This window comes from Agriterribacter sp. (assembly GCF_035444585.1).
Taxonomy (GTDB): Bacteria; Bacteroidota; Bacteroidia; order Chitinophagales; family Chitinophagaceae; genus Agriterribacter.
In genome coordinates this window covers 1-21,870 of sequence record NZ_DAOMOZ010000060.1, presented here as the reverse complement: position 1 = coordinate 21,870, position 21,870 = coordinate 1, and the positions used below count along the sequence as shown (strand labels likewise).

General features: G+C 45.7%; 21 protein-coding genes and 1 pseudogene. 11 read left to right on the top strand and 11 right to left on the bottom strand.

What is annotated here, in order from left to right:
* The 6 genes and pseudogenes from PLH26_RS08745 to PLH26_RS21750 all read left to right on the top strand — a co-directional run.
* Positions 1 to 532, top strand: a pseudogene (locus PLH26_RS08745) (ribonuclease R); the annotation flags it as partial.
* 616 nt (positions 533 to 1,148) lie between these two features.
* Positions 1,149 to 2,114 (top strand): polyprenyl synthetase family protein, encoded by a 966-nt coding sequence (locus PLH26_RS08740; protein ID WP_324585633.1) that lies wholly within the window; start codon positions 1,149 to 1,151, stop codon positions 2,112 to 2,114.
* A 212-nt stretch (positions 2,115 to 2,326) separates the two neighbouring features.
* Positions 2,327 to 4,021, top strand: coding sequence for an amino acid permease (locus PLH26_RS08735; RefSeq protein WP_324585632.1), 1,695 nt, complete (start codon positions 2,327 to 2,329; stop codon positions 4,019 to 4,021).
* Positions 4,022 to 4,206: 185 nt separating this feature from the next.
* On the top strand, positions 4,207 to 4,440 hold the full coding sequence (locus PLH26_RS08730; protein WP_324585631.1) for a hypothetical protein: 234 nt from the start codon (positions 4,207 to 4,209) through the stop codon (positions 4,438 to 4,440).
* Between the two features lie 9 nt (positions 4,441 to 4,449).
* The gene (locus tag PLH26_RS08725; protein WP_324585630.1) at positions 4,450 to 4,605 is read left to right on the top strand and encodes a hypothetical protein; all 156 of its coding nucleotides are present in this window, start codon (positions 4,450 to 4,452) and stop codon (positions 4,603 to 4,605) included.
* Positions 4,583 to 4,747, top strand: coding sequence for a type II toxin-antitoxin system RelE/ParE family toxin (locus tag PLH26_RS21750; protein WP_502876372.1), 165 nt, complete (start codon positions 4,583 to 4,585; stop codon positions 4,745 to 4,747). Before PLH26_RS08725 ends, PLH26_RS21750 begins: the two co-directional genes overlap by 23 nt.
* A gap of 96 nt (positions 4,748 to 4,843) precedes the next feature.
* Here the strand turns inward: PLH26_RS21750 and PLH26_RS08720 are convergent, their stop codons facing one another.
* Complete coding sequence (locus PLH26_RS08720) at positions 4,844 to 7,663, bottom strand: T9SS type B sorting domain-containing protein (protein WP_324585629.1); 2,820 nt, start codon at positions 7,661 to 7,663, stop codon at positions 4,844 to 4,846.
* Between the two features lie 360 nt (positions 7,664 to 8,023).
* On the opposite strand from PLH26_RS08720, the gene PLH26_RS08715 reads away from it, so the two are divergent.
* Complete coding sequence (locus PLH26_RS08715) at positions 8,024 to 8,476, top strand: DoxX family protein (protein WP_324585628.1); 453 nt, start codon at positions 8,024 to 8,026, stop codon at positions 8,474 to 8,476.
* A gap of 238 nt (positions 8,477 to 8,714) precedes the next feature.
* Here the strand turns inward: PLH26_RS08715 and argS are convergent, their stop codons facing one another.
* Entirely contained in the window at positions 8,715 to 10,496 is a 1,782-nt protein-coding gene (gene argS, locus PLH26_RS08710) for an arginine--tRNA ligase (RefSeq protein ID WP_324585627.1), read from the bottom strand.
* Positions 10,497 to 10,569: 73 nt separating this feature from the next.
* Here argS and PLH26_RS08705 point away from each other — a divergent pair, with 73 nt between their 5' ends.
* The 3 genes from PLH26_RS08705 to PLH26_RS08695 are packed head-to-tail and all read left to right on the top strand — an operon-like array spanning position 10,570 to position 12,297.
* A complete protein-coding gene (locus PLH26_RS08705) occupies positions 10,570 to 10,710 on the top strand; it encodes a hypothetical protein (protein ID WP_324585626.1) in 141 nt (46 codons plus the stop codon).
* A 45-nt stretch (positions 10,711 to 10,755) separates the two neighbouring features.
* Positions 10,756 to 11,877 (top strand): GNAT family N-acetyltransferase, encoded by a 1,122-nt coding sequence (locus PLH26_RS08700; protein ID WP_324585625.1) that lies wholly within the window; start codon positions 10,756 to 10,758, stop codon positions 11,875 to 11,877.
* Positions 11,878 to 11,886: 9 nt separating this feature from the next.
* A complete protein-coding gene (locus PLH26_RS08695; protein ID WP_324585624.1) occupies positions 11,887 to 12,297 on the top strand; it encodes a GNAT family N-acetyltransferase in 411 nt (136 codons plus the stop codon).
* Between the two features lie 10 nt (positions 12,298 to 12,307).
* Here the strand turns inward: PLH26_RS08695 and PLH26_RS08690 are convergent, their stop codons facing one another.
* The 4 genes from PLH26_RS08690 to PLH26_RS21745 all read right to left on the bottom strand — a co-directional run bounded on the left by PLH26_RS08690 (position 12,308) and on the right by PLH26_RS21745 (position 15,545).
* On the bottom strand, positions 12,308 to 13,156 hold the full coding sequence (locus tag PLH26_RS08690) for an MBL fold metallo-hydrolase (protein ID WP_324585623.1): 849 nt from the start codon (positions 13,154 to 13,156) through the stop codon (positions 12,308 to 12,310).
* Positions 13,157 to 13,178: 22 nt separating this feature from the next.
* Entirely contained in the window at positions 13,179 to 14,204 is a 1,026-nt protein-coding gene (locus PLH26_RS08685; RefSeq protein WP_324585622.1) for a cobalamin-independent methionine synthase II family protein, read from the bottom strand.
* 69 nt (positions 14,205 to 14,273) lie between these two features.
* A complete protein-coding gene (locus tag PLH26_RS08680) occupies positions 14,274 to 15,167 on the bottom strand; it encodes an ROK family protein (RefSeq protein WP_324585621.1) in 894 nt (297 codons plus the stop codon).
* Between the two features lie 39 nt (positions 15,168 to 15,206).
* Positions 15,207 to 15,545 carry an SDR family NAD(P)-dependent oxidoreductase gene (locus tag PLH26_RS21745; protein ID WP_502876371.1) on the bottom strand — a complete coding sequence of 113 codons (339 nt, stop codon included), beginning with the start codon at positions 15,543 to 15,545 and terminating at the stop codon, positions 15,207 to 15,209.
* Between the two features lie 181 nt (positions 15,546 to 15,726).
* On the opposite strand from PLH26_RS21745, the gene PLH26_RS08675 reads away from it, so the two are divergent.
* Positions 15,727 to 18,534, top strand: coding sequence for a hypothetical protein (locus PLH26_RS08675; RefSeq protein WP_324585620.1), 2,808 nt, complete (start codon positions 15,727 to 15,729; stop codon positions 18,532 to 18,534).
* A gap of 38 nt (positions 18,535 to 18,572) precedes the next feature.
* On the opposite strand, the gene PLH26_RS08670 is transcribed toward PLH26_RS08675, so the two are convergent.
* From PLH26_RS08670 to PLH26_RS08650, 5 genes are all read right to left on the bottom strand, one after another.
* Positions 18,573 to 19,028 (bottom strand): hypothetical protein, encoded by a 456-nt coding sequence (locus tag PLH26_RS08670; protein WP_324585619.1) that lies wholly within the window; start codon positions 19,026 to 19,028, stop codon positions 18,573 to 18,575.
* A gap of 164 nt (positions 19,029 to 19,192) precedes the next feature.
* Positions 19,193 to 19,630, bottom strand: a complete 438-nt coding sequence (locus PLH26_RS08665) for an SRPBCC family protein (protein ID WP_324585618.1) — start codon at positions 19,628 to 19,630, stop codon at positions 19,193 to 19,195.
* A gap of 33 nt (positions 19,631 to 19,663) precedes the next feature.
* Entirely contained in the window at positions 19,664 to 20,239 is a 576-nt protein-coding gene (locus PLH26_RS08660; protein WP_324585617.1) for a hypothetical protein, read from the bottom strand.
* Between the two features lie 138 nt (positions 20,240 to 20,377).
* Positions 20,378 to 21,037, bottom strand: coding sequence for a hexitol phosphatase HxpB (hxpB, locus tag PLH26_RS08655; protein WP_324585616.1), 660 nt, complete (start codon positions 21,035 to 21,037; stop codon positions 20,378 to 20,380).
* A 475-nt stretch (positions 21,038 to 21,512) separates the two neighbouring features.
* On the bottom strand, positions 21,513 to 21,870 hold a 358-nt coding region (locus PLH26_RS08650), incomplete at its 5' end, for an SIMPL domain-containing protein (protein WP_324585615.1).

Sequence of the window (21,870 nt, the reverse complement as noted above, 5' to 3'; positions counted from 1 at the left end):
TACTTCACCTATCCGCCGCTACCCCGATATAATGGTGCACCGTATTTTGCAGCAAGTGCTCGACGGGCATCCGAAAGCGGATAAAAAGATGGAAGAGAAATGCCTTCACAGCAGTACGCGTGAAAGGGCGGCCATGGAAGCCGAAAGGGCAGCCAATAAATACAAGCAGGTTGAATTTATGCAGCAATACCTGGGTGAAGAATTTGAAGGTGTGATCAGTGGTGTGGCTGCTTTTGGTTTTTGGGTAGAAACGGTTCAGCACAAATGCGAGGGGCTGGTAAGCATCCAGAGCCTGCTGGATTATGATGATTTCCGGTTGGTGGAAGCAGAGTATTGTCTTACAGGAAGAAGGAGTGGCAGAACATTCAGAATAGGAGATAAGATTTGGATAAAAGCCATATCGGCCGATCTGGGAAAAAGACAACTGGATTATGAATGGGTAATAAAGCCCGGCGAAAATGGAGATAACGGAGATCATTCATTAAAAGCAAAAGCGCATAAAAGTAAAGAGGGAAGGAAGAAGAGGAGATAGATTTGAGATTTTTGATTTTGATTTGAGATTGTATTTGACTCGGGATTGATGATTTGTGGTTTATCGGTTATTGTTGTTTCCGCTTCGGATTTGGGATTTACGATTTCGGATTTAAAATTTATCCACCACGGCGGACGGGTTTGGTTTTTGTGATTTGTTTCCCGGCGCTTTTTCTTCAGACCCGGATTTTGCCTGCCATGGAGCGTAAACGATAAGTATGCTTAAGCGCTTAACTTTGAGGGTTAGCGGGTAACTTATAGGGTATTGTTATACTACCCTGAAAGGGTTGCAGGTTTATAACGCGGTTACACCCGATAGTGCGACCCCAAAGGGGTCGAAGGCTTTCTCTATAGTTTTTATAAACCTTGTATCCCTTCAGGATAAGGGAGAGCTATACTGAAGCAATCCGGAAAGCAGCGGGGATGAACCGTTCTTTGGGGATGGAGATTATCAGCTACCGGCGGTCAGTTATCGGTGGATAATGAATACTCCTTTTTCTGCTGATGGCTCATGAAAGCCACTTTCGAATTTCGGGTTTTCGGCTTCGGCCTTTTGCAGTTTGTATGTTTCTTGTTATTTGCCTTTTGGTTCTTTTCTTTAGTCTTATAAAAATATTATGCATTCGTTTGAAACTTTAGCAAAACAATTTTCCGAAAAGTTCAATACCAGCCATTTCCCCGGAACGCTGCCTTCTTTGTACCAGCCGGCGGAATATTTTCTGTCTATTGGTGGAAAAAGGGTACGCCCGGTAATGTGCCTGATGGGTAATGAATTATTCGATGCTATTCAGCCCGATGCCTGGCATGTGGCCCATGCCGTAGAATTATTTCACAACTTTACGCTCATTCACGATGATATTATGGATAAGGCGCCGCTCCGGCGGGGAAAGCAAACAGTTCATGTAAAATACAGTGAGCCTACAGCTTTGCTTGCCGGTGATGTGATGATCGTGGCGGCTTATGATTATTTAAGTAAGATCAGCCCGCTGTACCTGCCAAAGATCATGCACCTGTTTAATAAAACCGCCAGGGAAGTGTGTGAAGGGCAGCAGTTAGATATGGACTTTGAAGAAAGGCAGGAAGTAACGCTGGAAGAATATATGCATATGGTTACTTTAAAAACATCGGTATTGCTGGCGGCCAGTTTGCAAATGGGCGCCATGCTGGGCGGCAGCGGTGAGGGCAACCAGGATCATTTATATGCTTTTGGCAAAAACCTGGGTATTGCTTTCCAGTTGCAGGACGATTATTTAGACGCATTTGGCGATCCTGGAAAATTCGGTAAGCAACCGGGTGGCGATATCATGGCCAATAAAAAAACCTTTCTAACCATACAGGCGCTTGAAGTGGCATCCCCGGCTCAAAAAAAGGAACTGTTGCATTTAATGAAAGAAAACCCTCCGGGAAAGATAGACCGTGTATTGCAAATTCTTACCGATTGCAAAGTGGATGCCTGGGCAAAAGCGCTGAAAGACAAATACCTCAGCCTGGCCTTGCAGCACCTCGAAGATACTGCTGTTATAAGCGCCCGCAAACAACCGTTGCAGGATCTTGCCTTGTTTTTGGTGCAAAGGGAATATTGAAAATTTGAAAATGAAGCGGTCGGCATCCGCCGCGACGGAGGAGCGTCAGATCGCGGGTATATGTGGAAATGTGCTATTTTGAAAATGGGAGCAGGCCGGTATTGTGCAGGATGCACACGCTGTAACCTAAACTTGTAACCTGTACCATGTAACCTGAATTTTCCCCGATTTTAAACTATTTTGGAGCATTGAATTAACCAAAACATATCCGCATGGGTCACCCGCTTTTCAGGAAAAAATCCATACATAAGATCATCGAAGATGCGCAGGCAACGGAGGTTGACGGGCATGGCCGGGGACTGAAAAAAGTATTAGGGGTACGCGATCTTACTTTTCTGGGTATAGCCGCCGTAGTAGGCGCCGGTATTTTTTCTACCATCGGGAATGCTGCATTTAATGGCGGGCCGGGTATCTCGGTTCTGTTTATCATTACTGCTGTAACCTGTGGGTTTTCGGCATTATGCTATGCGGAGTTTGCCAGCCGTGTTCCCGTGGCGGGCAGCGCTTATACGTACTCGTATGTTACTTTCGGGGAGATCATTGCCTGGGTAATAGGATGGGCGCTGATACTGGAATACGCAATTGGCAATGTGGTGGTAGCCATATCGTGGAGCGGGTATTTCAACAATCTTCTCGTGCATCTTTTTCACATTCATTTGCCCGACTGGATGCTGGTTGATCCTGCAACAGCGCAAAGCGCTTACACGGAAGCCACCCGGGCACTGGCAGCAGGGTCATTATCTGCTGCCGACACTGCCAAATACCAGTTTGCAGTAGATGCCTGGAACAATGCGCCCTCATTCGGGAACGGTAAATTGTTTTTTAACCTGCCCGCTTTTATTATTGTGGCGCTCATTACCTGGCTGGCTTATATTGGCATGAAAGAAAGCAAGCGCATGGCCAACTTTATGGTGATCTTTAAAATTGCGGTCATCATCTTTGTAATAGTAGCAGGCGCTTTTTTTGTGGACACCAACAACTGGCGGCCTTTTATGCCCAATGGTTTTGAAGGCGTATTAAAAGGTGTATCCGCTGTGTTTTATGCCTATATAGGATTTGACGCTATTTCTACAACCGCCGAGGAATGTAAAAACCCGCAGCGCGATATGCCCAGGGGCATGATCTATTCTCTGATCATTTGTACAGTATTGTATATTCTTATTGCGCTTATATTAACGGGTATTGAAAACTATTCCAGTTTTAAGAATATTAATGACCCACTGGCATTTGTTTTTGAACAGCGTGCACCATGGATAGAGAAGATCGTTTCGGTAAGCGCCGTGGTGGCTACCACCAGCGTATTGCTGGTATTTCAACTGGGGCAGCCGCGGATATGGATGAGCATGAGCCGCGACGGGTTGTTGCCTAAAAAATTCCAGACCATTCATCCCAGGTATCAAACGCCATCTTTCGCAACTATTGTTACCGGTATTATTGTAGGCATTCCTTCGTTGTTCATTGCTTCGGAATTGGTTACCGATCTTACGAGCATAGGAACACTGTTCGCTTTTATACTGGTGTCGGGCGGTGTGCTGTTATTGCCACCAAGGCCGGTCACAGACACAGGCTTTAAGTTACCCTATATCAATGGCAGATATATCGTACCTGTTTTGCTGGCATTGTTCCTTTACCTTTTCCGGCAGCGCATGGCAGATGCGGTGCAAAACCTGGGGCACGAAAATTACCAGGAAGTGCTTTTCCTGTTTTTTATTGTTATTGCGCTGGTGCTTACTTTACTAACGGTTATCCGCAGGTATTCGCTCATTCCCATCCTGGGTGTGTTGTTTTGCTTATACCTCATGATTGAGATACCCGCCGTTAGCTGGCTGTGGTTTTTTGTGTGGATGGCGCTGGGCCTGGCTGTATATTTTTTGTATGGGTACAGGAACAGTAAGCTGGCGAAATGAGTGGGGAAGAAAATGTGGCGGTCGGTACGCGACGAAGGAGCGTCAGACCGCGGATGACTTATTCCGCTTGCAACCTGTAGTCAGGCAAATTATATTGCTGTATGTTATTAAGGATGCGGCCAAAGGGTTATAACGCTTTAGTTACTAAAATAGAGAACTAAATTTGTAGAAGTAAAATGATCATTATGGCAACTCCATCCATATCACAAGAGATGCTGAATTATTTCATGCAGTTGAACGATGCAGAAAGGAAATCCGTATTGGAAATGATAAAGACATTCTTAAGAAGTCGCAACAGTGAGGTGATGCCTCAAAATCTGGAAGACTATAACCGGGAACTTGAGCAAGCCGACGAAGAAATAGAAGCTGGTGACTACATCTCTCATGAAGAAGTAATGAAAAGACACTTGAAGCGATAATCAGTACGAATGGCATTAATCATTAAATGGAACAGGAAGGCGTTAAAGTATTTTGATGAAGCAATTGAATACATCCGTTCTTCTTCTCCCGCAAAATGCAGACAAAGTAAAGCGGAGGATTTTATTAGCGATAGATGGCTTAATGGAGCATCCTCAAAAGTATAGTCCTGATAAGTATAAAACGGGGAACGATGGTAGCTTCCGGGTTTTCGAAATGTATCATTACCGAATATCGTATCGTTATAAAGGCAACGAAATCCGGATTATCCGCATCCGCCATACAAAAATGAACCCGTTAACGTATTAATGTGGCGGTCGGTACGCGACGAAGGAGCGTCAGACCGCGGATGACTTACGTTCCCTGAACCCTGAACCCTGCAACCTGTAACTTGTAACCTGTTCACTACCGCATCAGCACAACAGATCCTTTGGTAAACTGAGCCGCTTCATTTACCGTTTTGTACCGGCATATCCAGATATAGGTCCCCGCATTTTGAGGCAGGTTCCTGTACATTCCGTTCCAGCCTTCGTTGATCCTGCGGCTGCTGAAAACAATTTGACCGTAAATATTATACACGGTAAACTCGTAATCGCTTATGCGTCCGCTGATCAGCGGCTTAAAAGAATCATTGATGCCATCATTGTTTGGGGTAAACGTATTGGGAACAAAAAAACGGGTGCTGCAATCTTTGGTAAATATGCTGATAGAATCCCGGCCGATACACCCGCCATTATCCGTTACCTGTAGGCGGTATATTCCCGGCGTTTGTACTGTAATGCTGTTTGCTGAAGCGTCTGTGCTCCACAAATATTCATTAAATAATTTAAGAGGCTGTATGGTAAATGGGTCAGTTGCACAAATAATAGTATCGGCAGGCAGGAAGCCGGCAGGCGCCTGTGCTATTTTTGTAATGGTTACGCTGTCGGATGCAATACAGCCATACGGGTTGCTCACCGTTACTTTGTATTTTCCCGGGGTTTGTATGAGCATACTGCTACCGGTTGAGCCATCCTGCCATAGATAGCTGCTGAAGCCGTTGCCTGCATGTAAAGTATCATCCTGGTTTAAGCAAAGCGTGGTTTTGTGTGGAAGGGTAACTACGGGGGCGGAGTATACAGCACGGATTTGAACGGTATCCTTTGAAAGGCAACCCGATGCATTTGCCGCCGATACCGAATAGGTGCCTGCCCGGTCTGCTTGTATATATTGACCTGTTTCCCCGTTGTTCCATTGATAGCTGCTGAATCCTGCACCTGCATCTAAAGTTAAAGGCTGGTTGCTGCATATGGCTGTATCCTTACCGAGATCAACAGGTAAAGGTTCGTTTATGGTAACCGTTATGGCATCATCAAAAGGATCGCCGCAATAATTGGTTGCTTTTACAAAGTACATTCCTGCCTGCTTTACAGTAAATACGGAGTCGCCTGAACCGTTTTGCCATTGATAGGCTTTAAACCCCGCACCGGCCCGGAGCACAAGCGAATCGTTTTTGCAGATGGCAGTGTCGGCGCCTAATGCAATTTTACCCGGACTGATCAAAACATTGAGCTTTATGGAATCCTTCAAATCAATACAGGAAGAGAGTGAGGCGTACAGGTAACCCTGCCATTGCTTTTTAAAGGTAATGGCAACAGAAGAATCATTCAGCGGTGTTATGGCGCTAACCGCCGCACTATCGGTTTGCCATAGCACCTGTTTTAAGCAACCGGCATCTTTGCGGGCGGTAAAAATATAGGTCTGCCCGGTATCGCAAATGGTGGTAACGGCCGGCTTTATTTTTAAAAAAGAGCAACGGCTTATTTGCCGGCAATAATCTTCTTCTATAAGGTTGATATCACTTACCGAAATACCCGGATCGCTCTCTGCAAGCCGGATGCTGCTGGAATAGGTAAAGTAATCATCGTTGTGCGGCGTGATGGGAAACGGCTCTAATTGCACAAATGAAGTATCCACACCAAAACAGGGATCCGCTTCATTATCCTGTCCTGTTTGGTAAAGTTGGAGATAAGAATTGCCGTTGCGGAGATAATTGCTTACGATGTTGAGGTATTGATGGTTGTAATGAAGCGGGTATTTGCCACCGTATGAAACAACTTCATTTGCAGAAAAAGGCATTTTCCTTTGCCTGATTATTTGCCCGGACTTACTGATAGTGGCGATATACATCGTATTGTTATTTTCGCCCGGCACGGTATAAATGCTCCAGTTGCCCGAGGGGTCGGTGGTGCCGAAGCGAACCGTGTTGACGGATATTTGATCATTGGAAAATAGTCTTCCTCCGCTGAAGTTGAGCAGGGTATCCATAACGGTGTTAATAAGTCCAAAACGGTTCTGCGCAAAGGAATAGAACCGGTCGCTAATGTAAAAATGATCTTCACTGGATTTAACCATATCTGCAAATACTTTATTGTACATGAGTGTAACAATCGGGTATGCCAGTGTCCGGGTGGAAAAATAAGACCTGGATAACAGCAGTTCGCCGGTTTGATGGTCCATTTTAAAGGCGAATATATTTTCATCAATTTCCGCGTTACCCGGTATGGGGCAACCACCGCTCCTGCCAAAAGCATACAACATGTTTTTATCGGTTATTACACCGGTTAGGGTAGAGGCGCTGCAGGTGTTGCCGGCAAACCACCTGTTGTATAATATATTTCCGCTATTATCCATTTTAATGATAAGGGGTACTGTTTCGCCGGCATGAGCCCATTCTTCTACAACTATAGTAGCGGCTATTATAATGTCGTTATTATCGGTAACGGTTATTTGAGCGTTTAGAAAAAAATCATCAACAGCAACAGTTGTAAGCTCCTTTGCCCACAACAGGTTGCCTGCTGCGCTCAACTGTATAATATTAATTGTACTGCCGGAGTTATCTCCTGCATCGCGATATACAATAACAAAGTTTCCATTGTTCAGTTCTTTTATTCCATCGATGAATTGGAAATCCGTGTTATCAGATCCTTTCATTATTTTCTTGCTCCATACAACGGTGCCAAGCGGGTTGATCTTGGTTACAAATAAAGCAATTTCGCCGTTCCCCGTATTGGTATACCTGCCTGCTATTACCGTAGCACCGTCACGCGTAATGATATTTTCACTGGCATGCAGCACCATACCCGCACCATAATAGCCTTTCCGGTAAAAAGTATCCACGCAGTTTTGAGAGAAACCGATGGAAGTAAAAAAACAAGCTGCCAGTGATAAAAAAAGGGCTTTCATTTCAGGTATACCAATGCTTCCTGGGTTTTTGCGGAAGATGATCTTTTATTTACAGAATTCTTACAAGTTCATAAAAGTCGTTAATAAATGCTTTTAATAAACGATTGAATAATAAGATATGTTGTAGCTGTTGTACACAATACGGCCTGTTAAACAGTGGTAAACTTCCATTTCCGCAATTGCTATACGTTTCTATGTATCCGCTATACACAGTATGCTGCCCGCCTCTGCTATACGCTGTCTCCGGACTGCGTATCACTTATGTTCTCCCGGGACGCTGCCCGCTCGCCATCTATTATAATATGCCGGAAGAATTTTGTATATTGTATCAGCTCTTTTCTTCATCTAAAACTTTGCCATATGAACCTCCTTCACAGTATGGAAAGATGGGGAGACACCCATCATCCCAAATGGCTCGACTTCATCCGCATGTTGCTGGGTATATTTCTTTTTATACGGGGCGTAGAATTTATCAATAATATGGATCAGTTGAGCGCTCTTATGACCAAAAGTGAATTTCTCGGTTCCATGTCGTTGGGTGTGCTGGCGCATTATGTAGTGTTTGCGCATATCGTGGGCGGCGCCCTGATCGCTTTCGGGCTGCTTACCCGTTTGGCATGCTTGGTACAGATACCCATTTTATTGGGCGCTGTTTTTTTTGTTAATGCAGATGCGGGGATCCTGTCGCCCAATGAAGGACTGTGGCTGTCTATACTTGTTTTGGCATTGCTGATCTTTTTTCTGGTGAGCGGCAGCGGTCCTCTTTCTGTTGATGAGCAGATGCGCAGGCAGCCGGAACAGAGAAGGGGATGAGGTTGAAGGTCGCTGGTTCCAGGTTTCAGGTTTCAGGGCATGGGTATTCCGGATTGGAAGTGTTTTTTGGTACATGGGGCCGCAAAGACCAGGGTTGTGAGGTATCAGCTTTCAGTTTCAGGAAGCACATCCCCGACGACCTGTAACCTGTAACCTGAACGCCACAGTGTTTCAAAGCGAAGCATGTATTTTCATTTTCAAATTTTCAAATCTCCACATTTTCAAATTTTCAAATTTCTTACATTCTCTCCGGCACCTCAATTCCCGCCAATCCCATGCCCGAGGCAATAACATTGGCCGTCATCCGGCAGATGCGCAGGCGCAACTGTTTTTTATTTTCCGTTTCGGCTTTCAGCACCCGGTGTTCCGTTACAAAAGAATTGAATGTTTTGGCAAGCTCGTAGCAATAGTTCACTATTACGGAGGGATTGTGTTCAAAAGCAGCCTGCTGTATGGCGGCGGGGTATTTTTCCAGCAAAATGATCAGTTCCTTTTCCAAAGGCAGCAGGGCTTCGTTGTGCTGCAGGGAAAAATGCTGGCCGGGCTGCTCATTCCTTAATATTGCTTTTGCCCTTGCATGCGAAAATTGCACAAAGGAAGCGGTGAATCCATGAAAATCTATACTTTCTTCGGGGTTGAAGATCATTCTTTTCCTGGGATCAACCCGCAGGATGAAGAACTTTAAAGCGCCCAGTCCGATCGTATTATAGAGCCCCACGAGCTCTCCGGCAGTAAAATCTTTTACTTTACCCAGCTCCTCGGTTTTTTGTGCCGCCACCTTTATCATCTCATCAATAATATCATCGGCATCAACCACTGTTCCTTCCCTTGTTTTCATACGGCCCGAAGGCAGCTCCACCATACCATAGCTGAGATGGTAAATGCCTTCGGAAGAGGGCAGCCCCAGTTTTTCACATATCAGTTTCAGCACCTTAAAATGATAGTTCTGTTCATCGCCCACTACATAAATGCTCTGATCGTACCGGTAAGCTTCGTATTTATTAACGGCAAGGCCTATATCCTGTGTAATGTAAACCGCTGTTCCGTCTTTTCGTTGCACTATCTTTTCGTCGAGGCCTTCGGCAGTAAGGTCAACCCACACGCTGCTGTCTTCTTTTTTAAAGAATACGCCTTTTTGCAGCCCTTCCTCCACTAATTTTTTCCCCAGCAAATAAGTATCGCTTTCATAATACATTTTATCGAAATCGCTGCCAATCCTTTTATACGTAATATCAAAGCCCGCGTACACCCAGCCATTCATCTTTTTCCATAATGCAATCACATCCGGTTTCCCTGCTTCCCAGTCAACCAGCATTTGCTGTGCAGCTTTCATAATAGGCGCTTCTTTTTCTGCAGCTTCCTCACTCATCCCGGTGACTTTTAAGGCCTGTACTTCTTTTTTAAATTCCGTTCCAAACCGTACATAGTAATCTCCAACAAAGTGATCGCCTTTTATGCCGGTGCTTTCGGGTGTGGCGCCGTTAGCGAATTTTTGCCAGGCAACCATGCTTTTGCATATGTGTATGCCCCTGTCGTTGGCAATGCAGGTTTTAACTACATCGTAGCCTTCCGCTTTTAAAATTTCCGATACACTCCATCCCAGGAAAATATTGCGGAGATGCCCTAAATGCAAAGGTTTATTGGTATTGGGGGAAGCGTATTCCACCACGATGGTTTTGCCGTTCTTTGCTTTCCTGCCGTACGCATCGTTCCGGTAATGATCGTTCAGTACGGCCGTCCAGTACGCACCCGTGATGCCGAGGTTCAAAAAGCCTTTGATCACATTAAAAGAAGAAAACAAAGAAGGATAGGTTTGTATTAAATGTTCGCCCAAAGCTTTTCCCAGCGCATCGGGTGCTTGTTTGAGCGGTTTCAGCAGGCTGAATAAAACAACGGTATAATCGCCTTCAAACTCCGGTTTGGTTTGGTTGATCTGGAAATCCCCTGCACTGAATGACTGGTTATACAATTGTGCCAGCGCTTTAATAACGGCCTGCTGAATACTTGATGTAACGGACATGAACCCACATTTTAAAGGACTGCAAAAATAAGGATATGCGGCTTCAATCCTTTTTTTATGTTATTTTGTAACGGTGATGAAAACAGCCAACGGGGCGAATGCTTTTGGCGTGATGAACAGCGGACAGGACCCTGAAATGTGCGACGCCTGTCCGACCGGAGTCATCCGGGCGGGCAACGAAAGCATACCGGTTGCACTGCAGCCGGGAACATAAAAACTAAACATTAAACAATGCGCCGTTTAAGCTGCGTAATATCTTATGCAAATTATAGAAGTTAATAATGCCGCTACAAGGAAGTCCTTCCTGGATCTTCCCCGGAAAATATATAAAAATGACCCCAACTGGATATGTCCTTTGAACAGGGATATTGAATGGGTGTTTGATCCGCGCAAAAACAGCTATCACCAGAACGGGAAATGTATAAGGTGGATACTGAAAGACAGGAACAGGAAGGTGATCGGGCGCATTGCCGCTTTCATGAACAATAAAAAAGCCTATCTCACTGAAGTGCCCACAGGCGGTTGTGGTTTTTTTGAATGTACCGATAACCAGGCTGCTGCCGACCTGTTGTTTGATACGGCCAAAGCCTGGCTTACCGGCAATGGCATGAAGGCGATGGACGGCCCGATAAACTTTGGAGAGAATGACATGTGGTGGGGCTTGCTGGTGGAGGGCTTTGCAGCACCTTATTACGGGATGAACTATCACCAGCCTTATTACAAAAGATTGTTTGAGCGGTATGGTTTTGCGCCATTGTACGAGCAGATATCCAATGCGATAGAAATATACAGGCCCTTCCCGGAGCGCTTTACTAAAATTGCGGAATGGGTAACCCAAAAGCCGGGCTACCATTTTGAGCACCTGAAAAAAAAGGAATTTGAGCGTTTTTCCGGTGATTTTAAGGAGATCTATAATGATGCCTGGAAGGACTTTGAGAATTTTACACCTATAACGGACACGGCTATACGGGAAACTTTTGAAAAGATGAAGATCATTATGGACGAAAAGCTGATCTGGTTCGCTTATGTAAATGGCGAGCCCGCTTCCATGGTGCTGATCGTTCCGGATACCAATGAGCTGATCAGCAATTTGAATGGTCGGTTAGGAATGTGGAATAAGCTGAAATTCATGCTCAACAAATGGAGCCGTAAAAACAAGCGCATGCGGGCTGTTATTATGGGCACCAAAACGAAGTTTCAGAAGCACGGGCTTGAATCGGCCATGATCATCAAGCTGAAAGAATATGTGCTGCCTTTGCAGCAGTATAAAGAGCTGGAACTGTCGTGGGTGGGAGATTTCAATACCAAGATGATCGCCCTGCATGAGGCAACGGGAGCAACTTTTTCTAAAAAGCACATCACTTACAGGTATATTTTTTAACCAATGGCAATGATAAGCTACCAGCTTGAGAACGATTTAAAGGCAGAAGAATTCGTAAAAGTATTGCAACGCTCTACACTTGGAGAACGGCGGCCGGTCAATGATCCCGAACGCATTGCCGCCATGCTTGCCCACGGCAATCTTATACTAACGGCAAGGGATAATGATCGTATTGTTGGGGTAGCCCGTTCACTCACCGATTTTTCGTTTTGTACTTACCTGTCAGACCTGGCGGTTGACCCGGATTACCAGCACAGGGGCATAGGGAAGGAGTTGATACGGCGCACGCAGTTAGAAGCGCCTGAGGCAAAACTGATCCTGCTGGCAGCGCCTGCTGCTGTACATTATTACCCGCATATCGGAATGAAGCGGCATGAACACTGCTTTTATATTGACCGGGCGGATGAATTGAAGCAATAACCTTGAACGTTTATAAGCTTTCGCTGCTCCAGTGGCCCCCGATAGGCAAAACGGTGTGCGCTTGCTGAACCGCCTGTGCACTGTCAGCAAAATCGGCGGGGTTTGCCGTGTTAAAGGTGAACATATCGTAGTGGCAGGGAATAACATGCTGCATGCCCGCGGCTTTTGCCAGACCTGCCGCTTCCTGCACATTGAGGTTACCCGCAACGCCTCTTGCCGGGTCGTTGCCGTTAATGGGAAGCAATGCAAGGTTGATCCGGAATGTGCGCAGTATCTTTTCCAGTCCAGCATACCAAAGCGTATCGCCGCTGTGGTACACAGTATAATTGCCAAACTGTATAATGTATCCCATATAAAGACATTCCCCTTTTCCATTGCGGTCAATTGCATTGTGCGCGGCGGCAATGCCATAAAAAGTAAAACCGTCAACGGTTAAATGCCCGCCTTCGTTGAGCCCTGCAGGGTATGCTTCCGGCATTTGCACCCTGCCGGCAACAAAGCTCCTGTTGGCTTCAGGGATAATGAAAGTGATGCCGGGATTGTTTTTTATAACAGGTATTAATGTTTCCGCATCCAAATGATCGGTGTGGTTATGGCTTGAGCTTACAATGGAAATATGCTTTAATGACCCGGGGTTCACTACCCGCTCACTCATCCGGGTATGCGGCTTATGGGTGCCTGCATATTTTTTGGTGAGGGAATCCGAAAGGTAGGGATCGATCAGTATCCTTTTGCCCTGCCACAGGAGCAGGTAACCGCTTTGCCCCAGCCACCACAGGTGAAAATGTTTTTTATCATTTTCATATTGCTGCACCTGTGCAATAAACTCATCGTCTTTTATAACAGCCGGGATCATCATCTAAAATTTAAAATTTAAAATTTCAAATCGTCCCCCTCACCATTTTCGCACCTTTTACCATGTTGATCAGTTTTTGTTTTGATGCCCATCTTGCGGTCTGACTCAATCCGCAGTCGGGTGCCACGGATAATTTTTCCGCGGGAATATACCGGAGGCATCTTTTAATTCTTTCCGCCACATCTTCCGGCGTTTCAATGTAATAATTTTTTACGTCAATGATCCCCACGGCAACGTTCATGCGTTTGGCAAAAGTTTCAAGCAGTTCTATCTCCGCAAATTCACGGTTTGCCATTTCAATATGTATTTCGTTCACCTTGAGCTCAAGAAAATCGGGTATCATGGGCTTTATGCTCCGGTGGCCTACAGGCCGCCCTTTAAAATTGCCAAAGCATAAATGCGTGGAAAGATTGCATTTGCCTGCCACGGGCTCAACCGTTTTGTTGAATATATCCGCAAATCTTTTGGTGTCTTCCTTATAGGCATAGCAGCTCATAGACGGTTCATCTACCGTAATTTCGGTGCACCCTGCCGCTACCAGGTCTTCCAGCTCTTTTTGTACAAAAGGGAGGATGGCTTCGGTTATGGCGTACCGGTCTTTGTATTCATTGTTCGGCAACAATCTTCCGCTTAAAGTATAAGGACCCGGTATGCTGGCTTTCAGCACGGGTCCCTGCGGCGCCAGTTTTTTTAAACGCAGGAACTCTTTCACCACGCCCAGTCCCCGGGGAGCCGAAAGTGTTTCGGTGATCCGGTGCTTGCCCCGCTGGTCGTGAGCGGCCGGGCCAAAACGCCTCGTTTCACTTTCGTCGGACGATATCCCGCTGATATAGCCATAGAACGACAGATTGAAGTCGAACCTCGTCTGCTCGCCGTCGGTAATAACGTCGAGCCCTGCTGTTGTCTGATCATGTACAGCGGCAATAACGGCATCTTCGATGGCTTCTTCTATATCGGCCGGTCCAAATTCGGTTAAGTGCCGGGATGTAAATTCCAGCCATCCCGGGAGGGGGTAACTGCCAACTACTGTTGTACGTATAGGCGTATGCATGTTGTGGTATTGTTTTTAGTTTCCTGTGGAGTATTGCAGATGATCCCGGATAGCGTTCATGCTAAAAATTTAATGTCGTGATGATTTGTGTAAAGCAAAGCTGGCGGCTCCCACGGCGCCTGAATATTCATCAAATACGGCCTGCACAACAGGCGTGCGCATACCCGAATGATGCCATTCGAAGATATTCATAAACCTGTTGAGCGGCCCGAATAAATCGTCACCTGCCTGTGCTATGCCTCCGCCGAGAATAATAATCTCCGGAGAAACAATATTGATGAATGCGCAAAGGGCTACAGCCAACCGCTTTACGGAATGCAGCCAAACATATGTTGCAAAAGTATCGCCTTCTTTATATGCTCCAACCAGTTCATGAGTTGATAAAAATTTTCCGAAGCTCCGTTGTGCTATGGTGCAGTTGCCTATTGCGTCTTCGAGGCTTGCCGGCATATTGGTAACATCGCACTTATCACTGTCGGCATTAAGCATTACATGACCCAAATGCCCGGCCCTGTTCAGTAGGCCCTGGTGCAATTCGCCGTTGATCATAATGCCTCCGCCCACACCCGTGCCCAGCGTTAATAAAATAATATTGCTGCATCCCCTGCCCGCACCAAATTTCGCCTCTGCCATTAAAGCGGCATGCGCATCATTGAGCACCCATGTTTGTGTTTTTAGATAATCAGTCCACACAAAATGCTCCAGTCCTTCCAGCCGGCCGGGCATTAGTTTTATACAATCATTGTTGCTTCCTGCCAGTCCCGGCGCCGATAAGCCCACAGGCGTATTTTTGCTGCCGGATCTTTGCTGAAGGTCATGCAGCATATCTGCTACCACTCCTTTCCAGTAAACGGATTCTTTTTCATTGGTACTGCATTGCATTTCATGGAGGATGGAACCCTCTTCGTTTATCAGTACGCCTTTGATGTTGGTTCCTCCCATGTCAATGCCGATTGACTGCATAGTATTGTTGTTTAAAATGTATTCAGAACTGTCCCTCGCTCACCGTCCGTCATCCGTTAAAAGATACCACCTGCCCGGTGGTAAATTTTGCGTAACGCTACATAAAATAACAGGCCAGCCCCGTTTGTATCTTTGGACCGGCCTATTCGTCCTCCATCCAGAGGTTGCTTTGTTTTGATTGAATGAGAGGATGGCTTCGTTTTTGGCTGCTCTTTGCGCCATAGGCGTTTCTGCGGGCGCCGGTGCCATGGCATTGATGCGGATATTAGTTTTCGCATAATAAGCCGCTATGGGTTTTGTGAAACCTGTAACAGCCGGTTTGCCGGCTGCATACGCATGTATTACTATATTTTTTTGTGACGGACAGCCTTCACTCATAAAAATAAATACCGGATGAATTTAAGCAAACTAACAATACTTTTTGGAAAACACGATATTTATCTGCCTGAGGTAAATTCCGGGTTTTACCGGTGCATTGCTCCGGCTCATTTAAAGACGCCTGAAACACGCTTTAACGGCTATCTGTTTTGAACGTATATTTAGGCTGCAATTTTTGATTATGCGTTCTTGTTCCCTGGTGTTTTTTTTATCGCTCATTACATCGGTTACCGTTCTTGGGCAGGAATTTGGTGGCAACCCGCCTTCGGTTAAATGGCAGCAGGTAAATACGCCGGCCGTTCGCGTAGTATATCCTTACGGACTTGATTCAACAGCGCAGCGTATCGCAGGCATTGTTCAGTACCTGAATAAGCATACCGGCGCCACTGCGGGTACGGCTCAGCGTAAGATCAGCATGGTGCTGCAAAACCAAACCACCCAAGCCAATGCGTATGTGGGACTGGCGCCATGGCGCAGTGAATTTTTTCTCACTCCGCCCCGCAACAGCTTTCAATTGGGCAGTTTGCCCTGGGCCGATAATTTAGCCATTCATGAATACAGGCATGTACAACAGTATATGAATTACAGGAAGGGCTTATCAAAGCTGGCATATATTATTTTGCGAGAAGAAGGACAGGCTATTGCCAACGGGGCAGCCATACCCAACTGGTTTTTTGAGGGTGATGCCGTTTTCCAGGAAACGGCGGTAAGCGGGCAGGGCAGGGGAAGACTGCCTTATTTTTTTAACGCTTACCGTTCATTGTGGCAGGCAGGCAAAAAATACAGCTATATGAAGCTCCGGAACGGATCCCTGCGGCATTATATCCCGGATCATTATGCGCTGGGCTATTTGCTGACAGGCTATGGCAGGGAAAAATACGGGGATCAGTTCTGGGCCGGGATAACCGGTGATGCGGCAAGATTTAAAAGCCTAATTTACCCCTTTCAGCATGCTGTAAAAAAACATACAGGATTGCCCTATAACGATTTTGTGCAACAGGCGATGCAGTTTTACAAAGAGCGATCTGATCTTTCCTCCGGCGCTTCTTTTATCACCGAAGGAAATGATAAATATGTATCGGATTATCTGTTTCCTCATTTTGAAGGGGAGGATTCCATAATAGTGTTGAAAAAAACCTACCGGAACAACCCTGCATGGTACAGGATCACAAAGAACGGAGAAGAGAAGATCGGGGTTAAAGACATTTCACGCGATGACTATTATGCATACCGGAACGGTAAAATTATTTATACCGCATATGAGCCCGATGTTCGCTGGGGACAAAGAGATTACAGTGTAATTAAAGTGCTGAATACCGCAACGAAGCAGGTAGAGCAATTGACGCACGGGAGCAAATACTTTCAGCCCGATCTCTCGCACGACGGCAGTACCATTGTTGCTGTGCAGCTTTCGCCCGGTAAAAGTTCGGAACTGCATGTGCTGGATGCAGCCACGGGCTTGTTGCGGAAGGTTGTTCCGCACAAAGAAGGTCATTTCGTTTATACCTATCCGAAATTTTATGACCGTGATCATGTTATCTCCTGTATAAGGAATGAACAGGGCTTGATGACACTGGCTATGATCAGCCTGCAAACCGGTGAAGCCGACAACCTGTTGCCATGGAGCTATGAAGTGAAAGGATTCCCCGTGCTTAAAGGCGATACGGTTTATTTTTCGGCCGCAAAAGATTACCAGGATGATATTTTTGCGGTAGACATAAAAACAAGAAGCCTTTTTAAGCTTACCGATGAACCACTGGGTGCATACCAGCCTGCCATCAACGATGCAGGAAGACTGGTTTGGAGCAGTTTTACGGCGACAGGTTTTCAGCTCAAAGAAAAGCGCCTGGAAGCGGCTGGCTGGCAGCCGTTAATGAGCATGGCTACGGTAAATGCTCCTGACCTTTATTTGCCCGGGGCATTGCAGCAAACAGGCGGGAATATTTTAGACAACATCCCTTATCAGCAGTACCCGGTTTCAAAATACCATAAACTATCGGCTCCTTTTAATTTTCACAGCTGGCGTCCTTTTTATGAACAGCCGGAATGGAGCTTTACCGTATACGGACAAAATATCCTGAACACTGTTCAATCACAATTGTACTATGTCTACAATGAAAATGAAGGGAGTCATAAATCCGGGTTTAGCGGGATGTTCGGAGCATGGTTTCCATGGATAACGGGCGGACTGTCTTATACCTTTAACCGGGAAGTGAGCGACAGCAGCAGAACCATACGATGGAATGAATTGAATGCCAACATCGGGCTTACACTTCCGCTTGATCTTACAAAAGGAAGATGGTATAAAAACCTCACGCTGGCTTCTTCTTTTAATGTTGAACAATTAAATATCACGGGAAAGTATAAAGACAGCATCGCGGGTCCCCTGTTCAATTATCTCCAGTTTTCGGTTAGCTGGGGCAGCCAGGTTCAGAAAGCGGTGCAGCACATCAATCCGCATTTCGCACAAAGTCTTTTGTTGAGATACCGCACGATGATCAATGATCATAGCGCCGGTCAGTTGCTGGCATCGGGATCATTGTATTTTCCGGGTATCGGTATCAATCACAGCCTTGTGCTCAGCGGCGCTTTCCAGGCACGCGATACAGCCGATCAATACCGTTTTTCAAATAATTTTCCTTTCGCCAGGGGATACAACGGTGTTGATGCGCCAAGAATGTGGAAGGGGAGCGCCAACTACCATTTCCCGTTGTTTTATCCCGATTGGGGTTTTGGGCAATTGGTTTATTTCATGCGCATAAGAGCAAACCTGTTCTTTGATTATGCCCGGGCCAAAAATTTGCGTACGGGCGATGTTTTTTCATTCAGGAGTACAGGAGCTGAAATTTTTTTTGATACCAAATGGTGGAACCAGCAGCCCGTAAGTTTTGGCGTGCGCTACAGCCGGTTACTGGACAAGGATATAGCAGGAGCGGTGAGCCGGGGCTTGTGGGAGTTTATTTTACCGGTAAGCCTGCTGAGCCACTGACAGGATTTTGTTAACTGCTGATGCAGGGTTTAAATGTGCTACTGGATTACTTTAAATGTTATGGCCGGCACCATTATTTTAGTACCGTTTTTCAATTGAACAATCACATTGTCAAGGATCATCTGGTCGCCTTTAATAATATTGTCTTTAATGCTTTGCCGCCACTGCTCAGACATTACAGCCGTATCGTTGAAATCATTCACCCGCATATCATCGGTTGTTTTGCGTTCTCCGGTAGCCGGATCTTCGTAGCTGCTTTTAAATTTGTAAATGGAACGGAAACGAACAACAGGGTATTGATTACCTTTTTGATCGCGGGCTACCAATGATGAGTCAATTATGCGGGATAGTATATCCGAAGCAATGTCGCCGCCTTTAAAGCCGCCGATGGTTATCGTTACCTTAGGTAGCGCAGCAGGTGCCGGAGTTTTATTATTCTGCCCCGGAGCTGCGGTAACAGAAAAAAATAAGAATACGTATACCAGTTTTTTCATTGGAGCAGATTTGCATTATTCGCCTTTGATTACAAACGCCTGCAAGTTAGAATTTATTATACAGCAGCTTTGTTAAAGCCGTATGGATCGTACCCGTTGTCCGGTTCGGGCGGGTATTCGCGGGTTACTTTGCTCCAGCGCCAGTCTGGCGGGCTGGGTTTTAGTCAGATCCCGGTGTCTTTTTCAAGGTACGACTTCAACGATTCGCCAATGATCTGTTTCCACCCTTCAGCAAAATTTTCTTTGGCAAGATCCGGATTGTCAGGCGGGAATGATCCGAGCCCTGCATGCGTGAGTTTCAACCGGCTTGCATCACCTTCGGCAAACAAGTCAAAGGTTACAAAGGAAATGCCTTCATACCCTTCGTATCGCCAGCTGTAAGTAAGTTTTTTCTCTGATACAACTTCTGTTATCCTGCATTTGTGCAGGTATTGTTTTTCTTCGGCTCCGCCGTAAAACTGAAATTCAAACCCGGTCTCCGGTTTAAATTCCGGCAAATCAAAATACCATTGCTTCATCTCATCTTTATCGGTTATGGCCTTCCATACTTTTTTAACGGGGGCGGCAAAACGCCGTTCAATTGTAAAAGGTTCATTTTGCATTTGTAGTTCGTTTTTGCTGTTTGCAAATATATGCTACGCTTTTTTTTCAGGCGGCTTTTCACCGCCGGGAAGTTTTTTTTCAAACATATGAGCCAGGTCCGACATTGGTCCTTTCATTTTATGGGTACGGTCGTCCATGCTGCCATCCTCAAGCAACTCGCCCAATTGTAAAGAAGCGGGCAAATATTGTAAAATGGTTTGCCGCTGATCGTCGAGGCTGTTTTTAATTTTGTCCATAGAAACTCCTTTGTCTTTTTCCTCCTGAACAATGCGCATGGCTTCCAGAACTACGCCGGCCATTACTTCTTTGGCTTTATCTGTTGTTGTATCCGAATATTCCGCTATTTTTTCCGCTATTCCCTGCTGCTTTCCGCCGAAAATATCTGGGTGCTGCTCTTTCAGAACGGAGTTCATGATCTTTTCATAGCCTTTGCCTGTTACGGCAAATAACGAAAAGGCAGTTAATGCAGCCGGTATTGCGGCCTGGTGAAGCTTTTCGTTGGCCGAAAGCCGGTGTGGTCCTTTAACTTCCTGTTCGTTAGGATCTACCTTGTGCAGAGCTTCATAACCAAGGTTTTTGATAACCGCTTCTAAAAGATTTGCTAACATACAATAAGCGTTTATGGTATCACATCAGAAAATGATGCCATAAATAAATACCGCAATTATTTTAACAGGTACCGGAGCATTTCGCCCCCGGTGTCCAATTTTTTCCCCAATTATTTTTAATTGCACCCCTGCCGGCCGTTAATGGAACAGCTTTAACTCGTTGTCCCCGAAATGCAGCAGGCTGTCCAACTGCAGGTCAGCTGCGTTCCACCTCGATTGGCGGCGCATTTGCTGATCGGGCACCACCACGCATTTCATTCGTGCGGCTTTGGCGGCGATCATACCATTGAATGAATCTTCAAAACAAATACATCTGACGGGCAATGACTGTAATTCTGCAGCACAGGCCAGGTAAACTTCAGGGTGTGGTTTTCCAAACTCTAAAAATTGGGCAGAGGTCATTGCCTGCAGGTGATGACCTATATTTAATTTGGCGGCTACCACGTGCACTACTTCCATCGGGGAGGAAGTAGCCAGTCCGATTTTGTAATGATTCGCTTTAAAAAGGGCAAATACTTCCTGAACCCCCGGCATTCCTGCACCGCGGCTGTCAATTTTTTCGATGGCTTTTTTAATGATCTGCTCCATTGCATCGTTTACAAAACGCAGGTCCTTTTTAAAATAATGGAGCCAGTGTGCAATCCATTCTTCTGTACGCAAACCCCTGGTATCGTGATACTGCTCTGTTGTTAGCCGGATATTGAACTCCTGTAAAACTTCTGCCGCCGCCTCTTCCCACAAAGGTTCAGAATCGATGAGCAGTCCATCCATATCAAAAATTACGGTATCTGTTCGCATCGTGCAAATATAATAGTGAATAGTGAATAGTGAGTAGTGAGTAGTGAGTAGTGAGTAGTGAAACGTGAAAGGGCTTCTGTATATCCCTTCGGATTTAGGATTTGCGTCTTCGGGCTTAATATAGGTGAGAGGAGAAACGTGAGAAGTGAGAGGGGGGATCGTTTATCGTTTGTCGTTTATCGTTTCACGGAGCGGTGGCACGTGAATTGTGTGAATAGTGAATAGTGAATTGTGAATGGATCCTGTGTATTCCTTCGGATTTAGGATTTGCGTCTTCGGGCTTAACATAGGTGAATATTTGCATCAATGGATCATCTGCATACCTCTGTATTAGTCATGCTGAGGAACGAAGCATCTGCAATGATCATAGCGAAGATAGATGCTTCCTGCGTCGGCATGGCAGGCAATAGTGTGTCGCTGAACTGTAGTACAAGAGCAGAGCTCTCGTTTATTCCCGGCGGGCTGCCGGTTCAGTTTATTGCAGTGCAAAAACAGCCTGCACTTCAAATTTCAGCTTTATTTTTTTGAAGTCAATATCACTGTATTCGGCGTTGTCTGTATAGGATCCACTGCCCCGGATCATTACATTGGCTGTTGCCATATTTTTATATACCGGCATAATAGAGCTTTCCATGGGCTCCCGGATAGAAATGGCTACCCCCGCTTTTTCGCCAATAGCTTCCGAAAGATAAATGGCCTTATCCTTTGCTGCTTTTACAGCTTGTATTTTTAGTTGCCTGCGAAATGCATCTATGTTGCTGTGCGAGGTTTTCACAATAAAAAAACCCTGGGTTGCTTCATCATCTAATTTTTCAACGATTGCGTCAATCTTT

What these genes read in the sequence shown, in the direction of transcription:
- PLH26_RS08740 (WP_324585633.1), top strand. Translation starts at nt 1,149, where the DNA reads ATGCATTCGTTTGAAACTTTAGCAAAACAATTTTCCGAAAAGTTCAAT.
- PLH26_RS08735 (WP_324585632.1), top strand. Translation starts at nt 2,327, where the DNA reads ATGGGTCACCCGCTTTTCAGGAAAAAATCCATACATAAGATCATCGAA.
- PLH26_RS08730 (WP_324585631.1), top strand. Translation starts at nt 4,207, where the DNA reads ATGGCAACTCCATCCATATCACAAGAGATGCTGAATTATTTCATGCAG.
- PLH26_RS08725 (WP_324585630.1), top strand. Translation starts at nt 4,450, where the DNA reads ATGGCATTAATCATTAAATGGAACAGGAAGGCGTTAAAGTATTTTGAT.
- PLH26_RS21750 (WP_502876372.1), top strand. Translation starts at nt 4,583, where the DNA reads ATGGAGCATCCTCAAAAGTATAGTCCTGATAAGTATAAAACGGGGAAC.
- PLH26_RS08720 (WP_324585629.1), bottom strand. Translation starts at nt 7,663, where the DNA reads ATGAAAGCCCTTTTTTTATCACTGGCAGCTTGTTTTTTTACTTCCATC.
- PLH26_RS08715 (WP_324585628.1), top strand. Translation starts at nt 8,024, where the DNA reads ATGAACCTCCTTCACAGTATGGAAAGATGGGGAGACACCCATCATCCC.
- argS (WP_324585627.1), bottom strand. Translation starts at nt 10,496, where the DNA reads ATGTCCGTTACATCAAGTATTCAGCAGGCCGTTATTAAAGCGCTGGCA.
- PLH26_RS08700 (WP_324585625.1), top strand. Translation starts at nt 10,756, where the DNA reads ATGCAAATTATAGAAGTTAATAATGCCGCTACAAGGAAGTCCTTCCTG.
- PLH26_RS08695 (WP_324585624.1), top strand. Translation starts at nt 11,887, where the DNA reads ATGATAAGCTACCAGCTTGAGAACGATTTAAAGGCAGAAGAATTCGTA.
- PLH26_RS08690 (WP_324585623.1), bottom strand. Translation starts at nt 13,156, where the DNA reads ATGATGATCCCGGCTGTTATAAAAGACGATGAGTTTATTGCACAGGTG.
- PLH26_RS08685 (WP_324585622.1), bottom strand. Translation starts at nt 14,204, where the DNA reads ATGCATACGCCTATACGTACAACAGTAGTTGGCAGTTACCCCCTCCCG.
- PLH26_RS08680 (WP_324585621.1), bottom strand. Translation starts at nt 15,167, where the DNA reads ATGCAGTCAATCGGCATTGACATGGGAGGAACCAACATCAAAGGCGTA.
- PLH26_RS21745 (WP_502876371.1), bottom strand. Translation starts at nt 15,545, where the DNA reads ATGAGTGAAGGCTGTCCGTCACAAAAAAATATAGTAATACATGCGTAT.
- PLH26_RS08675 (WP_324585620.1), top strand. Translation starts at nt 15,727, where the DNA reads ATGCGTTCTTGTTCCCTGGTGTTTTTTTTATCGCTCATTACATCGGTT.
- PLH26_RS08670 (WP_324585619.1), bottom strand. Translation starts at nt 19,028, where the DNA reads ATGAAAAAACTGGTATACGTATTCTTATTTTTTTCTGTTACCGCAGCT.
- PLH26_RS08665 (WP_324585618.1), bottom strand. Translation starts at nt 19,630, where the DNA reads ATGCAAAATGAACCTTTTACAATTGAACGGCGTTTTGCCGCCCCCGTT.
- PLH26_RS08660 (WP_324585617.1), bottom strand. Translation starts at nt 20,239, where the DNA reads ATGTTAGCAAATCTTTTAGAAGCGGTTATCAAAAACCTTGGTTATGAA.
- hxpB (WP_324585616.1), bottom strand. Translation starts at nt 21,037, where the DNA reads ATGCGAACAGATACCGTAATTTTTGATATGGATGGACTGCTCATCGAT.